This window comes from Micromonospora sp. KC723, from assembly GCF_004348595.1.
In the GTDB taxonomy this organism is placed as follows: Bacteria; Actinomycetota; Actinomycetes; order Mycobacteriales; family Micromonosporaceae; genus Micromonospora.
Genome location: NZ_SMKD01000011.1, coordinates 26,215 through 46,334, shown reverse-complemented (window position 1 = coordinate 46,334; position 20,120 = coordinate 26,215). Strand labels below are relative to the sequence as shown.

The following is a 20,120-nucleotide window of genomic DNA, read 5'->3' as shown; positions in this document are numbered from 1 at the left end:
GCGAGCAGGGATGAGATGAGGAGGCACGCGACAGTGAGCGCGACCGCTGGTCAGGCCGCCGACGGGGTACGCAGCCTGGCGGACCGGTTCGGGATCGAACCGGGGATGGTCGTCATGGAGATGGGGTACGACGACGACGTCGACCAGGATCTCCGCGACGCCCTTACCGACCGCTGTGGAGAGCTGGTCGACGAGGACACCGACGAGGTGGTCGACGCGGTGCTGGTCTGGTACCGCGACGGCGACGGTGACCTCTTCGAGCTCCTCGTCGACGCCCTCGGCCCGCTGGCCGACGCCGGTGTCGTGTGGCTGCTGACCCCCAAGGCCGGGCGCGACGGGCACGTCGAGCCGAGCGAGGTCGCCGAGTCCGCGCAGACCGCGGGTCTCCAGCAGACCTCCACCGTCAACGCCGGTCGGGACTGGAGCGGTGCCCGCCTCGTGCTGCGACGCGGGTCCAAGGGCAAGAAGTAACCCGGCAGCCGGGCCGGCGGCGGTCGCCGCCGGGTGTGGCAGGCTGGTGCCACCTCCAGAATCGACCCAAGGAGCTCGCATGCCGATCGAGGTTGGCGCCGAGGCGCCCGACTTCCTCCTCAAGGACCAGAACAACCAGGAGGTCCGGCTCTCGGACTTCCGCGGCAGGCGAACGGTGCTGCTGGTCTTCTACCCGCTCGCCTTCACCGGCATCTGCCAGGGCGAACTCTGCGAGGTACGGGACAACCTCAACGACTACGTCAACGACGATGTCCAGGTGCTCACCGTCAGCGTCGACTCGGTCTACGCCCACAAGATCTGGGCCGACCAGGAGGGCTACCAGTTCCCCCTGCTGGCCGACTTCTGGCCGCACGGCGCGGTCGCCCAGGCGTACGGTGTCTTCAACGAGGTGGCCGGCATCGCCAACCGGGGCACCTTCGTCATCGACAAGGCCGGCGTCGTCCGGTTCGCCGAGATGAACATGCCGGGCGAGGCCCGCGACCAGCAGGGCTGGCGCAAGGCCCTCGCCGAGGCCGTCGCCGGCTGACGTTCCTACCGGGCACACTGTTGCGCCGGGCCGGAGGCCGGCAGGTAAGCTTGCCACCCTCCGGCCCGCCGTACGGGCGTTCCGGGCGCGTAGCTCAGTGGGAGAGCACTCGCCTTACAAGCGAGGGGTCGCAGGTTCGAAACCTGCCGCGCCCACCCTTCACCACCGGTTCAGACCCTTGCCGACGGGATCAGCGGACACCCGCTCCGGCATACCATCCGTCAAGGGGGTAGGTCGCCGAGGAGGGGTGGTACCCACTCACTCGGCGCGCCGGTCACCCGACGTGACGTTCGCGCGATGACAACCACAGCCGGTAGGTGTCTCCGGCGGGCCGTGGCGGAACGGGAGGCAGCGGGGTGGGCTACGCGAAGGTCAACGGCCTGCGCCTCTGGTACGAGGTGCACGGCGCCGGCCGTCCGCTGGTGCTGCTGCACGGCGGGTACGGCACGACGGGGATGTTCGCCCCGATTCTGCCCGCGCTCACCACCCGACGCCGGGTGATCGCCGTCGACCTCCAGGGGCACGGCCGCACCGCCGACATCGACCGTCCACTGCGGTACGAGTCGATGGCCGACGACGTCGCCGGGCTGCTGCGTCACCTCGACCTGGCCGAGGCCGACGTGCTGGGCTACTCCCTCGGCGGCGGGGTGGCGGTACGGGCCGCCATCCAGCACCCCGGCCTGCTCCGACGGCTGGTGCTGGTCTCCACCCCCTGCCGGCGGCGGGGCTGGTACCCGGAGGTGCTGGCGGCGATGGCAGCCCAGGACGAGCGGTTCGGCGAGCGGATGCGTGGCACGCCCGCCCACGAGCGGTACGCCCGGGTCGCCCCCCGCCCCGAGGACTGGCCCCGGCTCTGGGCCAAGACCGGTGACCTGCTGCGCCGCGAGTACGACTGGTCGGCGGAGGTGGCCGCCCTCACCGTGCCCACCCTGCTGGTCTACGCCGACGCCGACTCGATTCCGGTGACCCACATGGCGGAGTTCTTCGGCCTGCTCGGCGGCGGTCACCGTGACGCCGGCGGGGACGGCGCGAACCGGCCCGCCTCCCGGCTGGCGGTGCTGCCCGGCCTGACCCACCACGACATCGTCACCTCGCCGGCTCTGCCCGCCGCCGTCCTGCCATTCCTCACCCACCAGGTGCACGCCCCGCGGTGACCGACGCCGGCCCCCGCACGTCGCCGAGGCGGATCCGGCGCGGATGGTCGGGCGCGGGTGCGGAAGGCGCCTTCCCTCCGCACCCGCCGATGCGGATCAGACGGTGAAACCACCGTCGACGGTGATCGTCGCGCCGGTGATGTACCCGGCCTCCGGGCCGGCGAGGTGGGCGACCGTGGCCGCGATCTCGTCCGGGGTGGCGTACCGGCCGAGGGCGGTGAAACCGCGGATCGCCTCGGCGTTCGGCCCGTCCGCCGGGTTGGCGTCCGTGTCGGTCGGCCCGGGTACGACCAGGTTGACCGTGACGCCGCGCGGCCCGAGGTCCCGGGCGAACCCCTTGGTCATGCCGACCAGGGCGGTCTTGCTCATCGCGTACGCGGCCAGCCCGGGAAAGACCGTCCGCTCGGCGACGTTGCTGCCGATCGAGATGATCCGGCCGCCGGCGCCCAGGTGCCGGGTCGCGGCCTGCGCGGCGACGAAGGGCGCCCGGACGTTGACCGCGATGGTGCGGTCCAGGTCCGCGGCGTCGAACCCGTCGACTGTGCCGAGCAGGAACACCGCCGCGTTGTTCACCAGGATGTCGAGCCGGCCCAACTCGTCCGCGGTCCGGTCGACCGCCTCGCGCACGGCCGTCTGGTCGGCGCTGTCCGCGCGCAGGGCGAGCGCCCGCCGGCCGATCGCCTCGATCTGTTTCACCACCGTCGCCGCCTGTTCGGCGTCCTGCTGCCAGGTCAGCGCCACGTCGGCGCCGTCGGCGGCCAGCCGCAGCGCGGTCGCGGCCCCGATGCCCCGGCTGCCGCCGGTCACCAGGGCCACCTTGCCGAGAAGTGTCGTCGTCATGGCAACCAGCCTCGTCGACAGCGGCGGGAGGGTCTGGCGGTCATCGGACGGGGCGTTCAACGCAGCCGCTGGACGATCCAGGGCAGCACGGCGTCGGCCTGGGCCTGCTGAAACGTGCGGAGGGTCGGGATGCCCGGCGGCGGGGGCCGCCGCGCCGCGTCGGTGAAGAACGCGGCCATGCCGGCGTACACGCCGGTGAGGGCAACGGGGTCGACGTCGGCGGTGAGCGGTAGCCGGCGCAGCAGCGCCTCAGTGTCGTGGCCACCGTGCAGCCGTACGTTGATCAGCAGCAGGGCGGTGTCCAGCCAGGCCGGACCCCGGCAGGCCCACGGCCAGTCGACCACGGTCATCGTGCCCGCGGCGTCGACCAACAGGTTGTCCGCCCGTACATCGAGGTGGCACAGCGTGTCGCCGACGAGCGCCGCGATGCCCCGCTCCGCCAGGTCGCAGAGCTCGTCCAGGTGGGCCCGGGCCCACGGGTCGAGACCGTCGGGCGGGTCGGCCGCGATCCGCCGCCAGCCGGTGAAGTCGTACCTCAACCGCTCGGCGGCGGTCGGCACCTGCTCGATCGGGCTCGGAGTGAGCGTGGCGGACATGGCCGCCAGGGCTCCCAGCGCCGCGTCGAGGTCGTCGGGACGCCACGGCGTCGCCGGATGCCTGCCGTCGACGTCGGTGAGCACCAACGCCACCCACTCGCCGTCGTCGTGGCAGCCCAGCAGGCGGGGCGTGGGCGCGTACGCGGGAAGGGCGGCGCTCACCCGCGCCTCGTTGCGGTGCATCGCCGGGGTGTCCCGGTTCACCGCCGGGCTGGCCGCCTTGACGAAGGCTCGCCGGCCGGTCGCCGTGCGGATCCGGTCGGCGGTGCCAGGAGAGTACCCACCCGGCTGGGAGACCGCCTCCACCACCCGGTCGCCGAGGATGTCCTCCACGGCCGACCGGACGTGCCCGGGCAGGTCGTCCCAGCCGATCCGGTTCTTTCTCGGGCTGTCCATACGTACACGGTTGCCCGGGTCGGAGCGCCGTGGCAAGGGCATCACCGGCGTTCTTCCTGCCGGGGATCGGTCCGCCGGCGTTCGTCGGGCCAGGTGGCGCAGGAAGACCACTCCACTGTCGAAGCAGCGGGTCTCGACCAGACGGAACCGGTGCGGGTAGGACGCCGGATTCGACATCGACGAGGTGGTTCCGGACCTCGTGTCCCGACTGATCCCCCGGCCCGCCGACCGTCGCGCCAACGGCGAGACGACGTCGTTTGCGGCAAGGCGGGGTGTCTGTCACCCGGGACACCGCTAGCTGGCGTGTATGAGCGGCCGACAGCGGCCCTCGGTGGGCGGCCGGCAGCGGCCGACGCGGGTGGGCGGCAGGAGGGCTGCCCGGATGGCCAGGTATGGCCCAGGTCGCAACGGGAAACCGGCCCCGACGTACCCGGGGAGGAGTGGCGGATGCGACACGGCACCGGACTGACCATCGGTGTGCTCGGCTCGTACGGCGGCCGGAATCTCGGCGACGAGGCCATCCTCAGCGGCCTCCTGGCCGACCTGCGTCAGCAGGAGCCCAACGCCCGGATCATCGTCTTCTCCCGTAACCCCGCCCACACCGCCGTCGCCCACCCGGACGTGGAGGCGGTGCCCTGGGAGGGGGTCAGCCGGGTCGACTCCGCCGAGGTGCTGGCCCGGCTCGACCTGCTGATCCTCGGCGGCGGCGGCATCCTGTACGACAAGGAGGCCCGGCGCTACCTGCGGGTCGTCCGGGTCGCCCAGGAGCGGGGCCTGCCGCTGCTCACGTACGCGGTCGGCGTCGGGCCGCTCAGCGACGGGGTGGACACCGGCATGGTCCGGGAAACCCTGGCCGGAGCCACCGAGGTGACCGTGCGGGACCAGGAGTCCCGGATGGTGCTGGAGGAAGCGGGTCTGGTCAACCCGATCACCGTCACCGCCGACCCGGCGTTCCTGCTGGAACCGGAGGAGTTCCCCGCCCGGCTGCTGCGCGAGGAGGGCGTCCCCTCCGGGCGGCGCCTGGTCGGCCTCAGCGTCCGCGAGCCCGGGCGGGCGGCGGAACGCCTCGACGTCGACGCGTACCACCGGCTGATCGCCCAGATCGGCGACTTCCTGGTGCAGCGGATCGACGCGTACGTGCTCTTCGTCCCGATGGAACGCGACGACATCCGACACTCGCACGGCGTGCTGTCGCACATGGTCGCCGCCGAGCGGGGACGCATCCTGCACGGCGACTACTCGCCCCGGCAGGTACTCGGCCTGATGAAGCACTTCGACCTGGTGGTGGGCATGCGGCTGCACTTCCTGATCTTCGCCGCGATGGTGGGCACGCCGTTCCTGCCGCTGCCGTACGCCGGGAAGGTCTTCGACCTGGCCCAGCGGCTCGGGGTGCCGGCGCTGCGGGGCGTGGAACGGGAGGTGGAGGGCCCGCTGCTGGCGGAGGTCGACCGGCTGTGGGACGAGCGGGAGTCCCGTGCCGAGGAGACCGCACGACGGGTCGCCGAGGTCTGCGACCAGGCCCGGGGCACCTCGCAGGTCACCCGGGCGGTGCTGGAGAGTCTGCGGAACCGGACGCTGGCCCGGATGGCCGCCTGACCCGGCACTCCCGCCCACCGGGGGCGCAAGCGGTCACACGGCCGGGCCGCGCCATCGGTAGCACCACCCGTCACCGGCCGACTCCAGCTCGTAGATCTGGGCGTCGACCAGCCCCTCCTCGCCCAGGTGGTGGTGGGTCAACGGCGGACGGTGGTTGCTGTCCAGCTCGGCGTCGACCGTCTCGCCGTCGGCCGGGCCGTCCACCAGGGGAATCCTCACCGTTGATGCCATGCCGCCCATCCTGCCCGCCGTGCCGCCGCTCCGCAGGGTTTGCCGGGGCAGCGGTCCCGCGTACACCCGACCAGGGTCCGGAAGATGGCCCAGATTCCGATCGACCGTACCCTCGGGCCGGTGCTGGCCCGCATCGGCGACGAGCGGCCGTGCTCGGGGCGTTCCTCGACTTCGACCGGGCCGTCGTGCTGCGCAAGGTGCGTAACCTGACCGACGCGGACGCGGCCGATCGGCTGGTGCCGTCCGCGACCACCCTCGCGGGCCTGGTGAGACACCTCGCCGTTGTCGAGCGGAGCTGGTTCCAGGTGCTGCTCGCCCCCGCCCCCGGCGACCGGTTCCCGACCGCCGAGCAGGACACGGCGGGCGAACTTCGCCCTGACCGGGGGGAGACGCTGGCTGGCCTGATCCACATAATCGAGGAAACCGCCCGGCACGCCGGTCACGCCGACATCCTCCGCGAGCTGACCGACGGCGAGACCGGGGCTCTCTGAGGCGGTGGCGGCAGCCGACCCCGACGGGTCGTCGCGGGTGCGGTCGGCAGCGCCGCCGACGATGGCCGGTCCGCGCCGCCTATCCTGGCCCGGGGCGTCGACGAGGGGGAGCGTGTGCTGGTCATCCACGGGGTGTGGCTGGTCGGCGTCGGCCTCGCCGTCTGGGCCGAGGACACCTCCCTGCCGGCCAGCGTGCCCCGCCGGCCCGGCCGGGCGCCGCGCGAGCGCCGGCATCCGTTCGCCGCCGGCCACGCCACGCTGGCCGCCGCGCTCGGTGACGGGCCGGCCGTGGCCGGCTCCGTGCTGCTCACCCTGCCCACCCGCGCCGGCTCGCCGCTGGACTCGCCCGAGCTGGTCCGGACCGCCGTCGCCGAGCCGGTACGCGGCCCGGTCACCCTCGCCGGGTGGCGCGCTCCCGTGCTGGCGTACGACCCGGACGCCGCGCTGGCGGTGCTGCGTACCCTCGGCGACCTCGCCGCCGTGCCCGGCGCGACCCTGCGCCACCTCGCCGAACTGGCCGACTTCGCGGTCGACCTGGTGGCCCGGGGCCGGCTGCTGCCGAGCCTCGCCGACCGGCCGCCGACCCCGCCGGCCACCCTGCTCGGCGCCAACCCCGCCACGCCCGGCGGCGCGGCCCCGCACCGGATGGACGGGCCGGTCGGGCCCCCGACCGGGCGTGGCCGGAACCGGTCGGCCGGTGACCCGGCGACCGGGCCGTGGCGGCGGCCCGGCGTCGCCGACGGCCGGCTGCCGGCCTGGGCGACGTGGCGGCCACTGCTCACCGGCGCCGACGCCGCCTGGACCCGCTCGCTGGCCCTGGCGCTGCCCCCGGCCGCCCGCGCCGCCGCACCCGGCGGCGAACCGCCCGATCCCGGCACACTGGTCGCCGACGCGTTGGACGCCCTGACCGACGCCGCCGCCCGGATCGTCCTCGCCGACGCCGACCTGGCCCGGGGTGGGCGGCGCGACACCGCGGCCGGCTGCTGGCTGACCGCGCTGAGCGGCCCGCAGCGGGGGTTCACCGCCACCCCGGACGCGCTGGGCACCCTCCGCGCCGAGCTGGACGCCTGGCAGCGGGACGCCGCCGGAGGGGCGGTGCGGGCCAGTTTCCGCCTGGTCGAGCCCGAGCCCGAGGAGATCACCGATCCGCTCGTGGTGGTGCCGGCGGACCCGGCCACGGTGGTCCGCACCGACGGCCGCTGGCGGATCCAGTTCGGCCTCCAGGCCGCCGACGAGCCGGGCCTGCACGTCGACGCCGGGCAGGTGTGGCGGGCACCGGAGACCGTCCCCGCGCTGGCCGGGCCGCTGGACAGCCCGCAGGAGACCCTGCTGGCCGAGCTGGGCCGGGCCGGCCGGCTCTGGCCGGAGCTGGACGCCGCGCTGCGCACCGCGACACCGGAGGAGCTGGAACTGGACGCCGAGGGCGCCCACCGGTTCCTGCGCGACGGTGCCCCGGTGCTGCACGCCGCCGGCTTCGGGGTGCTGCTGCCGTCCTGGTGGCGACGCCCGTCGGCGCGGCTCGGCGCCCGGTTGCGGGCACGCGGCCGGACCGCCCCGGGCACGGTGGCCGCCAATTCCGGCGGCCTCGGCCTGGACGCGCTGGTCGACTACCGGTGGGAGGTGGCGCTCGGCGACGAGACCGTCGACGCCGACGAGTTGGCCGCCCTCGCCGCGCTGAAGACACCGCTGGTGCGGCTGCGCGGACGCTGGGTGGAGCTGGACCCGAAGCGGCTCGCCGCCGGGCTGCGACTGCTGCGCTCCTCCGGCGAGCTGACCGTCGCCGACCTGCTCCGGCTCGGCCTCGCCGGGAGCGACCGGCCGGACGCGCTGCCGGTGCTGGAGGTCACCGCCGACGGGCCGCTCGGCGACCTGCTCGCCGGGGAGGCCGAGCGGCGACTCACCCCGCTCGACCCACCGCCCGCCTTCAAGGGAACACTGCGGCCGTACCAGCGGCGTGGGCTGGCCTGGCTGGCCTTCCTCCAGTCCCTCGGCCTGGGCGGGATCCTCGCCGACGACATGGGTCTGGGCAAGACGGTGCAGATGCTCGCCCTCTTCGCCGGGGATCCGCCGGACGCCGGTCCGACGCTGCTGGTCTGCCCGATGTCGCTGGTCGGCAACTGGCAGCGGGAGGCCGCGAGGTTCACCCCCGGCCTGCGGGTGCACGTGCACCACGGCGCGGACCGGGCCCGGGGCGCGGAGTTCGAGGACGCGGTGCACGCCGCCGATCTGGTCCTCACCACGTACTCGGTGGCCGCCCGCGACGCCGTCGCGCTCGCCTCCGTCGCCTGGCACCGGGTGGTGGTCGACGAGGCACAGGCGATCAAGAACGCCTCGACCCGGCAGGCCGAGGCGGTCCGGTCGCTGCCCGCGCGGCACCGGATCGCCGTCACCGGCACCCCGGTGGAGAACCGCCTCGCCGACCTCTGGTCGATCATGCAGTTCGCCAACCCGGGGCTGCTGGGCCCGGCGTCCAGCTTCAGGCAGTCGTACGCGGTGCCGATCGAGCGGCACGGCGACGCCGCCACCGCCGCCCGGCTGCGCCGGATGACCGGCCCGTTCGTACTGCGCCGGCTCAAGACCGACTCCTCGATCATCTCGGACCTGCCGGAGAAGCTGGAGATGGAGGTGCTCTGCAACCTCACCGCCGAACAGGCCTCGCTGTACCAGGCGATCGTCGACGACATGCTGGCGCGGATCGAGTCCAGCGACGGGATGGAGCGCCGCGGGCTGGTGCTGGCCACCATGACCCGACTCAAGCAGGTCTGCAACCACCCCGCCCAACTGCTGCGCGACGGTTCCGCCCTGCCCGGCCGTTCCGGCAAGCTGGAACGGCTGGAGGAGATCCTCGACGAGGTGCTCGCCGCCGGGGAGAAGGCCCTGCTCTTCACCCAGTACGCCGAGTTCGGCGGGATGCTCCGCGGCCACCTGTCCGCCCGGTTCGGCCGGGAGGTGCTCTTCCTGCACGGTGGGGTCGGCAAGGCCGACCGGGACGCCATGGTCACCCGGTTCCAGTCCCCGGACGGCCCGGCCGTCTTCGTGCTGTCGCTGAAGGCCGGCGGCACCGGGCTCACCCTCACCGCCGCCAACCACGTGGTGCACGTGGACCGCTGGTGGAACCCGGCGGTGGAGGACCAGGCCACCGACCGGGCGTTCCGGATCGGCCAACGCCGCCGGGTACAGGTCCGTAAGTTCGTCAGCGCGGGCACGGTGGAGGAGAAGGTGGCCGCGATGATCGCCGACAAGCGCGCCCTGGCCACCTCGGTGGTGGGCAGCGGCGAGCAGTGGATCACCGAACTCTCCACCGCCCAGCTACGCGAACTGTTCGCCCTGGAGGCCGGGGCGGTGGCCGAGTGAGCCGCCAGGGGGAGACGCCTCGCCCCTCCGGCGCGCCGCCCGGAGCGGGTCGGTTCGCCGACTTCGGCCGACCACGCCGCGTCGACGGTGGACTGAGGGCACGCAGCACCCGGGGAGCGATCGGCGTCTCCTGGTGGTCACGTCGCTTCCTGGAGGTGCTGGAGTCGTTCGCGCTCGGCACCCGGCTCACCCGCGGCCGGGCGTACGCGCGCCGGGGCCAGGTGCTCCGCCTCGACGTGGCACCCGGCCGGGTCGAGGCGACCGTGCAGGGCTCCCGGGCCGCGCCGTACCGGGTCACCATCGAGCTGCCGACCTTCCCGGCAGCGCTCTGGGAACGGGTCGAGCGGGATCTCGCCGCGCAGGCGTTCTTCAGTGCCCGGTTGCTCGCCGGCGACCTCCCGGCCGAGTTGGAGCAGGTCTTCGCCGACGCGGGCGCCCCGCTCTTCCCCGGTGGCGTGCGGGAGCTGGCCCAGCGGTGCGACTGCCCCGACGCCGCGGTGCCGTGCAAGCACCTGGCGGCGGCCTTCTACCTGCTCGCCGAGGCGTTCGACGCCGATCCGTTCGAGCTGCTGCACTGGCGTGGTCGCAGCCGGGCGGCCCTGCTCGACCGGCTGCGTGCGCTGCGCGCCCGCGCCACCGCACCGTCGCACCCGGACGGTGCCGGTGCCGCGCCGGCACCCGCAGGTGCGCGGCAGGCCAGCGCGCCGGACGCCGCGACCGGGTACGACCAGGCCGCGGCCGGTGCCTTCCGCGTGCTGGCCGGCCTGCCCGCGACCCCGTTGACCGACTCGGTGGACCGGTTCTGGCTGCCGCCGGTGCCGCTGCCGGACCGTCCGCCCACCCTGGCCACCGGTCCGGAACTGCTGCTGCGGCAGCTCGGCGCACCCGGCCCGGCGATCGGCGGCCCCGGCCTGCTGGAGCGGCTGCGCCGCGCGTACCGGGCCTTCGGCGACGCCTGACCTGTGGCCCGTGCGGGATCGTGGACGATCAGGTCCGGCGTGGACGCCGGTGTCCGGCCTCCCGGCCTGCCGCCGTCACAGCCAGCGGCGGCGGAAGCGCCACATCAGGGCGGCGTTGACGGTCAGCACCAGGGCGCAGATCACGCCGGCCAACCGTCCGGCCAGCACGGTCATGGCCGGCAGCGACGCCCAGAGCACGATCGTCAGCAGCATCAGCCAGCGCCCGCGCCGGGCCCGAGCCCGATGGTCGAGTCTCGCGAAGAACTTCGGGTCGCTCTCCCGGAGCTGCCGGGTGATCTGTTCGAATCTGCGCTGATCCTCTTTGCTGAGCATGGCGATGCCTTCCCCTCACGGCTTCAGCGGTCCGGCGGCTTACCCGCTGTGGCGGCGACTCACGCCCTCCTGCCGCTGCTACTTTCCCGCCAGGTCGGGGATCGCGATGTTCGCACGACGGTGCGAACCGGGGCGTCCGGGTCACCTGACACCGCGGTACGCCGTACGTCGCGTCGCCTGTCCGGTTTGCGCCCTCGCGGGGTCAGCGGGCGGGGCGGCGGCTGCCGGACGGCCCGCCGGCCGGTCGGGCGCGTTCCGGGCGGGAGCCGCCCGGACGGGTGCCCGACCAGCGGTAGGGCCGCCGGTGGTGCGGCGGCGGTTCGGTGCCGCCGGTGTGCCGTGCCGCGTCGTCCCTGGCCATCTCGTACCCCCGCTCCGCCCGATCGTCCGTCACCGGTTCAACGACCTCGCCGTCGCCGGGGGACGCCGCCCGGACGGTCGGATCAGTGACCGCGACGGGGCAGCGGGAGCTGGCCGGGCAGCAGCTCCGGGGTGAGCGTCACCCCGGAGGCCCGCAGCGCGCCGATGAGGGCGTTCTGTACCAGGTACGAGTCGGGCAGCCGCCACTGTGCCTGCTCCGGGGCGACCGCCCAGCGCACCGGCCCCTCCGGCAGCCGGGTCGGCGGCGCGGCGATCCACGAGCCGGGCCCGTGGCGGACCACCTGGAAGCAGTGGTCGAGTTCGGGTCGCAGCGGGTCGCCGGGGCGGACCAGGAACATCCATCGCCCGGTCGGGGTGACCAGCACCGGGCCGCGGACACCGGCGCCGGCCGGATGCCTCGGGATCGCGTCGAGGACGTGCCGGCCCAGGTGGGCCGCCACCTCCAGCACGTCGAAGGCCCGGCCGGTGGGAAGCAGCACGCCGTGCGGCCGGCTGCGCCACCAGTTGGCCACCCGGGCGGGGTCGGCGCTGGCGGCGTGTTCCCAGTCCTCCAACGCCGGATGGCAACCGACGGTCGGGCAGCCGGCCCGGCCGCAGACGAAGCGGCTCCTGGCCAGACAGGCGCCGGGGGTCACCGGCCAGCCGTGGATGGCGTACCGCACGGCGATCCGGCGCAACCGGACCCGCTCGATCGACGGCAGTTGAGCGACCCGTGGTCCGACGTTCCTCCACATTCTCCGTGATCTCCCCTCGCCCCGACCCGGACGTCCCACCAGGCGACATGTCGAGCACCGTCACTGCCATGACCCGCGATCGTTGAGCTGTCGAACGGCTCGTGCAACTTGCACGAAAGGTACGAGGACTGGCCGTATGGCCGACGTACAACCTGTGCGACCAGCGAAAACCTGAGACGGGCGGATCGTCGCGCCGACGGGGGGAGCGTCCGGGTCCACCGGACGGACGAGGGGGAGGAGAAGGGGATGGACGAGCTACCCATAGGTCGGCGGGTCGCCTACTGGCGCGCGCGGCGCAAGATGTCCCAACAGGTCTTCGCCGACCGGCTGGGCAAGTCCAAGAGCTGGGTCGACAAGGTCGAGCGTGGCGTGCGCCGGCTCGACAAGTTCTCCGTCCTCTACGAGATAGCCGACATCCTCCAGGTCGACGTGCAGCTACTGCTCGGCAAGGATCCGGAGCGGCGGACCGACGCGCTCAACTGCATCGACCAGATCGAGGTGCAGGAGATCCGGGCCGCCCTGGAGCGGTACGACTCGATGAGCGCCTACTTCGACGCCGCGCCGTACCCGCCGCCGCTGGTCGACATGCGCAAGGCCGTCAACCACGCCTGGCTCACCTACCAGTACGGCCGCTACGGGATGCTCACCCGGGCCCTGCCGAAGCTGCTGCGTGACGCCCAGGCGGCCGACGCCGGCTACGGCGGCGACCAGGCGAAGGAGGCGGCGCACCTGCTCGGGCAGGTCTACCAGATCGCCTCCTCGGTGCTGCGCAAGCTGGGCGAGTGCGAGCTGGCCTGGCTGGCCGCGGACCGGTCGATGGCGGTCGCCCAGCGCGCCGACGACCAGCTGCTGGCCGGGATCGCCACCACCCGGGTCTGCAACGCCCTGGTGGCGATGGGCCGGGCCCGTCCCGCCCTGGAGCTGAACGTCACGATCGCCAACCGGCTGGCCCCCGGCGGCCCGCACGACGCGGAACCGGACCGCCTCTCCGTGTACGGGATGCTGCTGCTCCAGGGCGCGATGGCGGCGGCCCGCATCGGCGACTCGGCGACCGTGGACGACCTGTTCAACGGCGCCCACGAGGCGGCAACGCTGCTCGGCGGCGACCAGAACCACTACTGGACGTCGTTCGGCCCGACCAACCTCGAACTGCACCGCGCCGCCGCCGCCGTCGAGCTGGGCGACGGCGGCCGGGCGGTGGAGATCCACCAAGGCATCCCGGAACCGGCCTTCAACGCGCTGCTGCCGGAGCGCCGGGCGCACCACCTGCTCGACATCGCCCGCGGGTACGCCCAGATCGGCGACGTGGCCAACGCCGGCGATATGCTGCTGCGTGGCGACCGGCTCGCCCCCTCGGAGATCCGGTGCCGGCCGATCGCCCACGAGGTGATGTCGGACGTGCTGCGTCGCACACGTGGTGCGCCGCCTCCGCCGATTGCCGAGTTGGCTGAGCACATGGGAGTTGGAGTATGAGCGCGGTGCCGGCCGGATGAACGGTCCGCACCCTCGAAGCGAGCACCTGCCGGTGCTCTACGTCATCGCCTGCGGTTCGCCGCTGGCCCGGCACGTCGGACGCCTGGTGGAGCTGGCCCAGCAGGTCGGCTGGGACGTCTGCGTGGTCACCACGCCCGACGGCGCGAAGTTCGTCGACCGGGCGGCGTTGGCGCGGCTGACCGGTCACCCGGTACGCGCCCACTACAAGAACGCCGGCGATCCCGACCTGCTGCCCCCGGCCGACGCGATGATCGTCTGCCCGGCGACGGTCAACACGGTCAACAAGTGGGCGGCCGGGATCACCGACACTCTGGCCCTGGGCCTGCTGGTCGAGGGGCAGGGTAAGGGTCTGCCCGTGGTGGTCGTCCCGTTCACCAACACGGCGATGGCCGCCCATCCGGCGTTCCAGGCCGGGCTGTCCCGGCTACGGGAGTGGGGCACGACGGTGCTCTTCGGCGACCACGTCTTCCCGCTGCACCCGCCGGGCGCGGCCGAACGACACCTGCACGCCTTCCCGTGGGAGGCCGCGGTGGCGGCGCTGCCCGACCGGTGGGGCAGCGCCGCAGCCTGACCGGCTCTCCGGCACGCGGCCGTGCCGGGGAACACGGGCGGTGGGCGTGACGGTACTCCCGGCCCTCGCCGGTAAGCTGACCGGCCGTGAGCACAAGCGCAACAACGCCGACCGTCGCCGACGTGGTGGCGGCGCTGGAGCGCCGTTACCCGTCAGCCTGGGCCGAGGAGTGGGACCGGGTCGGCCTGGTGCTCGGCGAGCCCGCCGCCGTCGTCCGCCGGGTGGCGTGCGTGGTCGACGTGGTGGCCGAGACGGTCGCCGAGGCGCTCACCGCCGGGGCCGATCTGATCGTGGCGCACCATCCGCTGTTGCTGCGCGGCGTCTCCTCGGTCGCCCCGACCACGTACAAGGGGCGGATCGTGCACGACCTGATCCGCGCCGACGTGGCCCTGTACGTCGCGCACACCAACGCCGACGTCGCCGACCCGGGTGTCTCCGACGCCCTCGCCGCCCGGTTCGGGCTGACCGGGCTTCGTCCGCTGCACCGGCCGGCCCCGGGCTCCCCGGCCGAGGGGAAGGGCCGGGGCATCGGCCGGGTCGGTGAGCTGCCCACCCCGATGACCCTGGCGGAGCTGACCCGGCACGCCGCCGCCGTGCTGCCCGCCACCGCGTGGGGCGTCCGCGCCGCCGGCGACCCGAGGCGGCTGGTGCGTACGCTGGCCGTCAGCGGCGGCTCCGGCGATTCCTTCCTGGCCGCGGCGACCGCCGCCGGGGTGGACGCCTTCCTCACCGCCGACCTGCGGCACCACCCGGCCGGCGAACACCTCGCCGCCGGTGGCCCGGCGCTGCTGGACGCCGCCCACTGGGCGACCGAACGACCCTGGTTGGACGACCTGGCCGCCCACCTGCGGGCCGAGCTCGGCGTCGAGACCTTCGTGTCCGATCTGGACACCGATCCCTGGACCCTGCACGCCGCCGCGCCCGCACCGGACGACAAGGAGCTCCACCGTGAAGGCTGAACCCCAGGTCCAGCGCCGCCTGCTCGACCTGCAGGCCATCGACACCGCCCTCGCCCAGCTGGCCCACCGCCGCCGGACGCTGCCGGAGCGGGCCGAGCTGGAGGCCCTCGCGCGTGAGCTGTCCGCGCTGGAGGACGAGCGGGTCCGCGCCCAGGTCGCCGTCGACGACCTGGACCGGGACATCGCCCGGCTGGAGAAGGACATCGACCAGGTCCGGGCCCGCAAGACCAAGGACGAGGACCGGCTCGCCGCCGGCACCGGGCCGGCCCGGGAGTTGGAGGCGCTCCAGCACGAGCTGGTCTCGCTCAACCGCCGCCAGGGCGACCTGGAGGACGCCGAGCTGGAGCTGATGGAGCAGCGGGAGACCGCGCAGGGCGTACTCGACGGGATCGAGGCCAAGCTGGCCGCCGCGCGCGAGCGGCGCGCGGTGGCCGAGCGGCGCCGGGACGACAGCCTGGCCGAGATCGCCAGGGAGGAGGACTTCAAGAAGTCCGCGCGCCGGCCGCTCGTCGCCGACCTCCCCGCCGACCTGGTCGCCCTCTACGACCGGATCCGCGAGGACAGCGGGCTGGGCGCGGCGCTGCTCACCGCCGGGCGGTGTGGCGGTTGCCGGCTGGACCTCTCCGGCGCGGACCTCGCCCGGATCCGTAAGACGGCTCCGGACGAGGTGGTCCGCTGCGAGGAGTGCCGTCGGATCATGGTGCGTACCAACGAGTCGGGGCTGTAGCCGGTGGCGGTGCGCGCGGTCGTCGTCGAGGCCGACGGCGGATCCCGGGGCAACCCGGGGCCGGCCGGTTACGGCGCGGTGGTCCGCGACCGGGACTCCGGCGAGGTGCTGGCGGAACGGTCCGAGGCGATCGGGACGACCACCAACAACGTCGCCGAGTACCGGGGGCTGATCGCCGGTCTGGAGGCCGCCGCCGAGCTGGGCGCGGTCGACGTCGAGGCCCGGATGGACTCCAAGCTGGTGGTCGAGCAGATGTGTGGCCGCTGGCAGATCAAGCATCCGGGCCTGCGCCCGCTGGCGGCGCAGGCCGCCGCGCTGGTCGACCGGTTCGACCGGGTCCGGTTCAGCTGGATTCCCCGGGAACGTAACCGGCACGCCGACGCACTGGCCAACGCGGCGATGGACGCGGCCGCCGGCACGGCGGTGACCGAACCGGCCACCGGCACGGCGGCCGCCCGGACCACCGGCAGCGACCCGGCGACCGCCAAGCCGTCCTGGGAGCCGCGGCCCAGCTTCACGGCCACCCGGCTGATCCTGGTCCGGCACGGCGAGACCGAGTGGACCGTCCAGCAACGCTACGCCGGCCGCGCCGACGTCCCCCTCTCCGAGGCCGGCCGGGCGCAGGCGCGGGCCACCGCCGCCCGGGTGGCCCAGCTCGCCCCGTCCGTCGCGGCCGTGCTCAGCTCGCCGCTGTCCCGGTGTACGGCCACCGCCGAGGCGATCGCCGCGGCCCTCGGCGACCTCCCGGTGCGGCGGCAGGACGACTGGATCGAGTGCGACTTCGGCGACTGGGACGGCCGGACCTTCGCCGAGGTACGCGAGGGCTGGCCGGGCGAACTGGACGCCTGGCTCGCCTCCACCCGGGTCGCCCCGCCCGGCGGCGAGTCGTTCGCCACGGTGGGTGCCCGGGTGACGAAGGCCGTGGCGGAGCTGGGTCGCGCGTACCCGGGGGAGACCGTGGTGGTCGTCTCGCACGTCTCGCCGATCAAGCTGGCGCTGCGCGACGCCCTCGCCGCCGGTGACGCCTTCCTGCACCGGCTCTACCTGGACGCGGCCGGGATCTCCGTGTTCGACATGTGGCCCGACGGTGGCGTCGCGGTCCGGTCGGTCAACGACACCGCGCACCTCGCGGCCCGCTGACCCGGCTGCGCCCTCCGGCCGTTCCCCGTCGCAGCGGGAGAGCCGGTCGTGCCGGCCGGGCGATCTGCTCCGCAGTCCTGCCGGATCCGTACGTCGTTCGGCGCAGCGGGATCGCCGTTCGGCGCACCCTGCATCGGCCGACCCGGTGGGCCGGGTGACCGTACGGCTACTCTCCGCCCGATCGCAGCAGACCGCGACCTTCGGAGAGGGCAGATGAGTGATCCCGTAACGCCGCCGGCCCGGTCAGGGTCCGACGCCACGACGACGGACCCGACGACGTCGTCCAGGGCCAAGGACCACAGTCCCTGGAACTGGTTGCTCTTCGTCCCGATCGTGGTGCCCCTGATCCCGGCCCTGTTCAACGCGGACTCGCCCCGGTTCCTCGGCTTCCCGCGTTTCTACTGGCTGCAACTGGCCTACATCCTGCTCGGGGTGGCCACGACGACGCTGGTCTACCAGATGACGAAGAACCGGGGTGACCGGTGAGCGCGAGGAGCGAACCGGGCCGGCGAGCCCCGTGGTCGCGAACGAAGGAGGTTCGCTGGTGTGGCGTGACCACCTGACCGAGATCATCATCTTCACCGGGTTGTTCCTGCTGGTCAGCGCGATGGGGTTCGTCGCGGCCCGGTGGCGCGCGCCCAGGGACATGGCGCATCTCGACGAGTGGGGACTGGGCGGGCGCAACTTCGGCGGCTGGATCACCTGGTTCCTGGTCGGCGGCGACCTCTACACCGCGTACACCTTCGTCGCGGTTCCGGCGCTGATGTTCGGCGCCGGCGCGGCCGGCTTCTTCGCGGTGCCGTACACGATCGTCATCTACCCGCTGGTGTTCCTGGTACTGTGCCGGCTCTGGTCGGTCTCGCACCGGCACGGCTTCGTCACCCCGGCCGACTTCGTGCGTCGCCGGTTCGACTCGCCGGTGCTGGCGCTGCTGGTGGCGGTCACCGGCATCGTCGCCACCATGCCGTACATCGCGTTGCAGTTGGTCGGTATCGAGGCGGTGCTGAAGACGATGGGGGTAACCGGGGACACCGCTCTCGCCCGGCACCTGCCGATCATCATCGCCTTCGCGATCCTGGCCGCGTACACGTACCAGTCCGGGCTGCGGGCGCCGGCGTTGATCGCGTTCGTGAAGGACAGCCTGATCTACGTGGTGATCCTGGTGGCGGTGCTCTGGCTGCCGCAGCGGTTGGGCGGCTGGGGGGCGATCTTCGACGCCGCCGACGCGAAGTTCGCCGCCTCGCCGAACCCGAACGACGGGGTGCTGCTGAGCGCCGACAACCAACTCCAGTACGTGACCCTGGCGTTCGGTTCGGCGCTGGCGCTGTTTCTCTACCCGCACAGCATCACCGGCGTGCTGGCCAGCCGGAACCGCGACGTGATCAAGCGGAACATGTCGGCGTTGCCGGCGTACAGCCTGCTGCTCGGCCTGATCGCGCTGCTCGGGTTCATGGCCGTCGCGGCGGGGGTGAAGCCGCTGCCCGGGGCCCGGGAGGGCACGGTGGACAGCAACACGGTGGTGCCGGTCCTGTTCGACCAGCAGTTCCCCGACTGGTTCGCCGGTGTCGCGTACGCCGCCATCGGTATCGGCGCGCTGGTGCCGGCGGCGATCATGTCGATCGCGGCCGCGAACCTGTTCACCCGCAACATCTACAAGGAGTACCTGAAGCGGGACGCCACCCCGGCGCAGGAGGCCAATGTCTCGAAGATCACCTCGCTGGTGGTGAAGGTCGGCGCGGTGGCCTGCATCGTCTTCCTCGACCCGCAGTTCTCCATCGACCTCCAGCTGATCGGCGGCGTGATCATCCTGCAGACCCTGCCGGCGGTGGCGCTGGGCCTGTACACCCGCTGGCTGCACCGGGGCGCGTTGGTCACCGGCTGGGTGGCCGGCATGGGCCTGGGCATGTGGATGCTGTACCAGATCCCGAACGCGGCGACCGGGCGGAAACACTTCGGCGGCTCGGCGTTCCCGCTGGCCGACTTCGGGTTCGACACGAAGAAGACCATCTACGTGGGCATCGTGGCCGTACTGGTGAACCTGGCGGTGGCGGCGCTGGTGACGCTGGCGTTGCGGGCGGCGAAGGTCGCCGACGGGGCCGACGGCACCGAGCCGGACGACTACTTCGCCGACGAGGGGGACCCACGGGTCACCCCCGGTGCCGCAGGCGACGCCGACCCGGCCCGCGAACCGGTCGCCTGACCGGTGCCCGCCGGGTCTCACCGGCGCACCCGCGACGGGCGTTCGCGGCCGGCCCCGGTGCCGGCCGCGTCGCCCGTCGCGGGTGCTGGCTCCGCGAACGGGGTGCCGCTCAGCGCAGCGCGCTCCAGAGCAGGTACAGGCCGACGACCGTGCCGAAGACGACGATCAGGGTCCTGAGCACCACCGGCGGCAGTCGGCGGACCAGCCGCGCGCCCGCGTACCCGCCGAGCAGCGTCGCGGGGGCCACCACCGCGACCGCCGCCCAGTTCACCGGGCCGAAGAGCGCGAAGACCACCAGCGTGGTCAGCCCGACCACGGCGGAGAGCAGGTTCTTCACGGCCAGCACCCGGGCCAGCGTCGCGTCCAGCACCAGGGCCAGGCTGGCCACCAGCATCACGCCGAGCGCCGCGCCGAAGTAACCGCCGTACGTTGTGCCGACCGCGACCATGGCGTGCACGGTGACGGTACGGCGGCGCGGGCCGAGGTCGGCCGGGTGCCCGACCATGCGGCGTAGTGGATCCTGGAAGGCGAGCATGGCCGTGGCGGCGAGCACCAGGAACGGCACCACCAGCTCGAACGCCCGGGCCGGGGTGGCCAGCAGTAGCAGGCAGCCGGCCACCGAGCCCACCACGGCGGTGGGCAGCAGCGCCCACAGCGACCGGCCGGGCGGCAGGTCCGTCCGGCTGCCGGCCACGCTGGCGACGTACCCGGGGAAGACCGCCACCGAGTTGCTGACGTTCGCCGGCACCGGCGGCAGCCCGATCGCGATCAACGCCGGAAAGGTGATCAGGGAGCCGCCGCCGGCCACCGCGTTCACCGCACCGGCGGCGAGGCCGGCGGTGAGCAGGAGGGTGGCGTCGGAGAGATCCATGATGCCCCGAGGCTAGTACCCGCCCGACCTGACCGATCCGCCGCACCGCCACCCCCGTTGTGCTTCGCTCCTCTC

21 protein-coding genes and 1 tRNA gene are annotated in these 20,120 nt (G+C 73.7%); 15 read left to right on the top strand and 7 right to left on the bottom strand.

Annotated features, from left to right (window positions below; genetic code table 11):
• Positions 1-33 precede the first annotated feature (33 nt).
• The 4 genes from E1165_RS04920 to E1165_RS04905 all read left to right on the top strand — a co-directional run bounded on the left by E1165_RS04920 (position 34) and on the right by E1165_RS04905 (position 2,172).
• Positions 34-471 carry a DUF3052 domain-containing protein gene (locus E1165_RS04920; protein WP_132268254.1) on the top strand — a complete coding sequence of 146 codons (438 nt, stop codon included), beginning with the start codon at positions 34-36 and terminating at the stop codon, positions 469-471.
• Positions 472-550: 79 nt separating this feature from the next.
• Positions 551-1,018: a peroxiredoxin gene (locus E1165_RS04915; RefSeq protein ID WP_132388143.1), complete on the top strand. Its 468-nt coding sequence runs from the start codon at positions 551-553 to the stop codon at positions 1,016-1,018.
• Positions 1,019-1,101: 83 nt separating this feature from the next.
• A tRNA-Val gene (locus E1165_RS04910) sits at positions 1,102-1,173 on the top strand.
• Between the two features lie 201 nt (positions 1,174-1,374).
• Positions 1,375-2,172 (top strand): alpha/beta fold hydrolase, encoded by a 798-nt coding sequence (locus E1165_RS04905; protein WP_132388141.1) that lies wholly within the window; start codon positions 1,375-1,377, stop codon positions 2,170-2,172.
• A 96-nt stretch (positions 2,173-2,268) separates the two neighbouring features.
• On the opposite strand, the gene E1165_RS04900 is transcribed toward E1165_RS04905, so the two are convergent.
• On the bottom strand, positions 2,269-3,012 hold the full coding sequence (locus tag E1165_RS04900) for a 3-oxoacyl-ACP reductase family protein (RefSeq protein WP_132388139.1): 744 nt from the start codon (positions 3,010-3,012) through the stop codon (positions 2,269-2,271).
• Between the two features lie 56 nt (positions 3,013-3,068).
• Positions 3,069-4,004: a phosphotransferase gene (locus E1165_RS04895; protein ID WP_132388137.1), complete on the bottom strand. Its 936-nt coding sequence runs from the start codon at positions 4,002-4,004 to the stop codon at positions 3,069-3,071.
• 447 nt (positions 4,005-4,451) lie between these two features.
• Here E1165_RS04895 and E1165_RS04890 point away from each other — a divergent pair, with 447 nt between their 5' ends.
• On the top strand, positions 4,452-5,600 hold the full coding sequence (locus tag E1165_RS04890; protein ID WP_132388135.1) for a polysaccharide pyruvyl transferase family protein: 1,149 nt from the start codon (positions 4,452-4,454) through the stop codon (positions 5,598-5,600).
• Positions 5,601-5,633: 33 nt separating this feature from the next.
• On the opposite strand, the gene E1165_RS04885 is transcribed toward E1165_RS04890, so the two are convergent.
• Positions 5,634-5,831 carry a hypothetical protein gene (locus tag E1165_RS04885; protein ID WP_132388133.1) on the bottom strand — a complete coding sequence of 66 codons (198 nt, stop codon included), beginning with the start codon at positions 5,829-5,831 and terminating at the stop codon, positions 5,634-5,636.
• A gap of 149 nt (positions 5,832-5,980) precedes the next feature.
• Here E1165_RS04885 and E1165_RS04880 point away from each other — a divergent pair, with 149 nt between their 5' ends.
• The 3 genes from E1165_RS04880 to E1165_RS04870 all read left to right on the top strand — a co-directional run bounded on the left by E1165_RS04880 (position 5,981) and on the right by E1165_RS04870 (position 10,635).
• On the top strand, positions 5,981-6,322 hold the full coding sequence (locus E1165_RS04880) for a DUF664 domain-containing protein (protein ID WP_243704587.1): 342 nt from the start codon (positions 5,981-5,983) through the stop codon (positions 6,320-6,322).
• A 114-nt stretch (positions 6,323-6,436) separates the two neighbouring features.
• Positions 6,437-9,676: a DEAD/DEAH box helicase gene (locus tag E1165_RS04875; RefSeq protein ID WP_132388131.1), complete on the top strand. Its 3,240-nt coding sequence runs from the start codon at positions 6,437-6,439 to the stop codon at positions 9,674-9,676.
• A complete protein-coding gene (locus tag E1165_RS04870; RefSeq protein ID WP_132388129.1) occupies positions 9,673-10,635 on the top strand; it encodes an SWIM zinc finger family protein in 963 nt (320 codons plus the stop codon). Before E1165_RS04875 ends, E1165_RS04870 begins: the two co-directional genes overlap by 4 nt.
• 75 nt (positions 10,636-10,710) lie before the next feature.
• Here E1165_RS04870 and E1165_RS04865 read toward each other — a convergent pair whose 3' ends face one another.
• The 3 genes from E1165_RS04865 to E1165_RS04855 form a co-directional block, all read right to left on the bottom strand.
• Complete coding sequence (locus tag E1165_RS04865; protein WP_132388127.1) at positions 10,711-10,968, bottom strand: DUF3040 domain-containing protein; 258 nt, start codon at positions 10,966-10,968, stop codon at positions 10,711-10,713.
• A gap of 202 nt (positions 10,969-11,170) precedes the next feature.
• Positions 11,171-11,362 (bottom strand): hypothetical protein, encoded by a 192-nt coding sequence (locus E1165_RS04860; RefSeq protein ID WP_132388125.1) that lies wholly within the window; start codon positions 11,360-11,362, stop codon positions 11,171-11,173.
• 49 nt (positions 11,363-11,411) lie between these two features.
• Positions 11,412-12,083: a bifunctional DNA primase/polymerase gene (locus E1165_RS04855; protein WP_132388123.1), complete on the bottom strand. Its 672-nt coding sequence runs from the start codon at positions 12,081-12,083 to the stop codon at positions 11,412-11,414.
• Between the two features lie 246 nt (positions 12,084-12,329).
• On the opposite strand from E1165_RS04855, the gene E1165_RS04850 reads away from it, so the two are divergent.
• The 7 genes from E1165_RS04850 (at position 12,330) to mctP (ending at position 19,174) form a co-directional block, all read left to right on the top strand.
• A complete protein-coding gene (locus E1165_RS04850) occupies positions 12,330-13,556 on the top strand; it encodes a helix-turn-helix domain-containing protein (protein ID WP_132388121.1) in 1,227 nt (408 codons plus the stop codon).
• A 16-nt stretch (positions 13,557-13,572) separates the two neighbouring features.
• On the top strand, positions 13,573-14,148 hold the full coding sequence (locus tag E1165_RS04845; protein ID WP_132388119.1) for a flavoprotein: 576 nt from the start codon (positions 13,573-13,575) through the stop codon (positions 14,146-14,148).
• Positions 14,149-14,270: 122 nt separating this feature from the next.
• A complete protein-coding gene (locus tag E1165_RS04840) occupies positions 14,271-15,107 on the top strand; it encodes a Nif3-like dinuclear metal center hexameric protein (RefSeq protein ID WP_371687303.1) in 837 nt (278 codons plus the stop codon).
• Positions 15,097-15,834, top strand: a complete 738-nt coding sequence (locus E1165_RS04835; RefSeq protein ID WP_132388115.1) for a zinc ribbon domain-containing protein — start codon at positions 15,097-15,099, stop codon at positions 15,832-15,834. The genes E1165_RS04840 and E1165_RS04835 overlap by 11 nt, the downstream gene beginning before the upstream one ends.
• Before the next feature lie 3 nt (positions 15,835-15,837).
• Positions 15,838-16,974, top strand: coding sequence for a bifunctional RNase H/acid phosphatase (locus tag E1165_RS04830; protein WP_132388113.1), 1,137 nt, complete (start codon positions 15,838-15,840; stop codon positions 16,972-16,974).
• Between the two features lie 213 nt (positions 16,975-17,187).
• Positions 17,188-17,460 (top strand): DUF3311 domain-containing protein, encoded by a 273-nt coding sequence (locus tag E1165_RS04825; RefSeq protein ID WP_132388111.1) that lies wholly within the window; start codon positions 17,188-17,190, stop codon positions 17,458-17,460.
• Positions 17,461-17,518: 58 nt separating this feature from the next.
• Positions 17,519-19,174, top strand: a complete 1,656-nt coding sequence (gene mctP / locus E1165_RS04820; RefSeq protein WP_132388109.1) for a monocarboxylate uptake permease MctP — start codon at positions 17,519-17,521, stop codon at positions 19,172-19,174.
• 109 nt (positions 19,175-19,283) lie between these two features.
• Here mctP and E1165_RS04815 read toward each other — a convergent pair whose 3' ends face one another.
• Complete coding sequence (locus tag E1165_RS04815; protein WP_132388107.1) at positions 19,284-20,045, bottom strand: sulfite exporter TauE/SafE family protein; 762 nt, start codon at positions 20,043-20,045, stop codon at positions 19,284-19,286.
• Positions 20,046-20,120 lie beyond the last annotated feature (75 nt).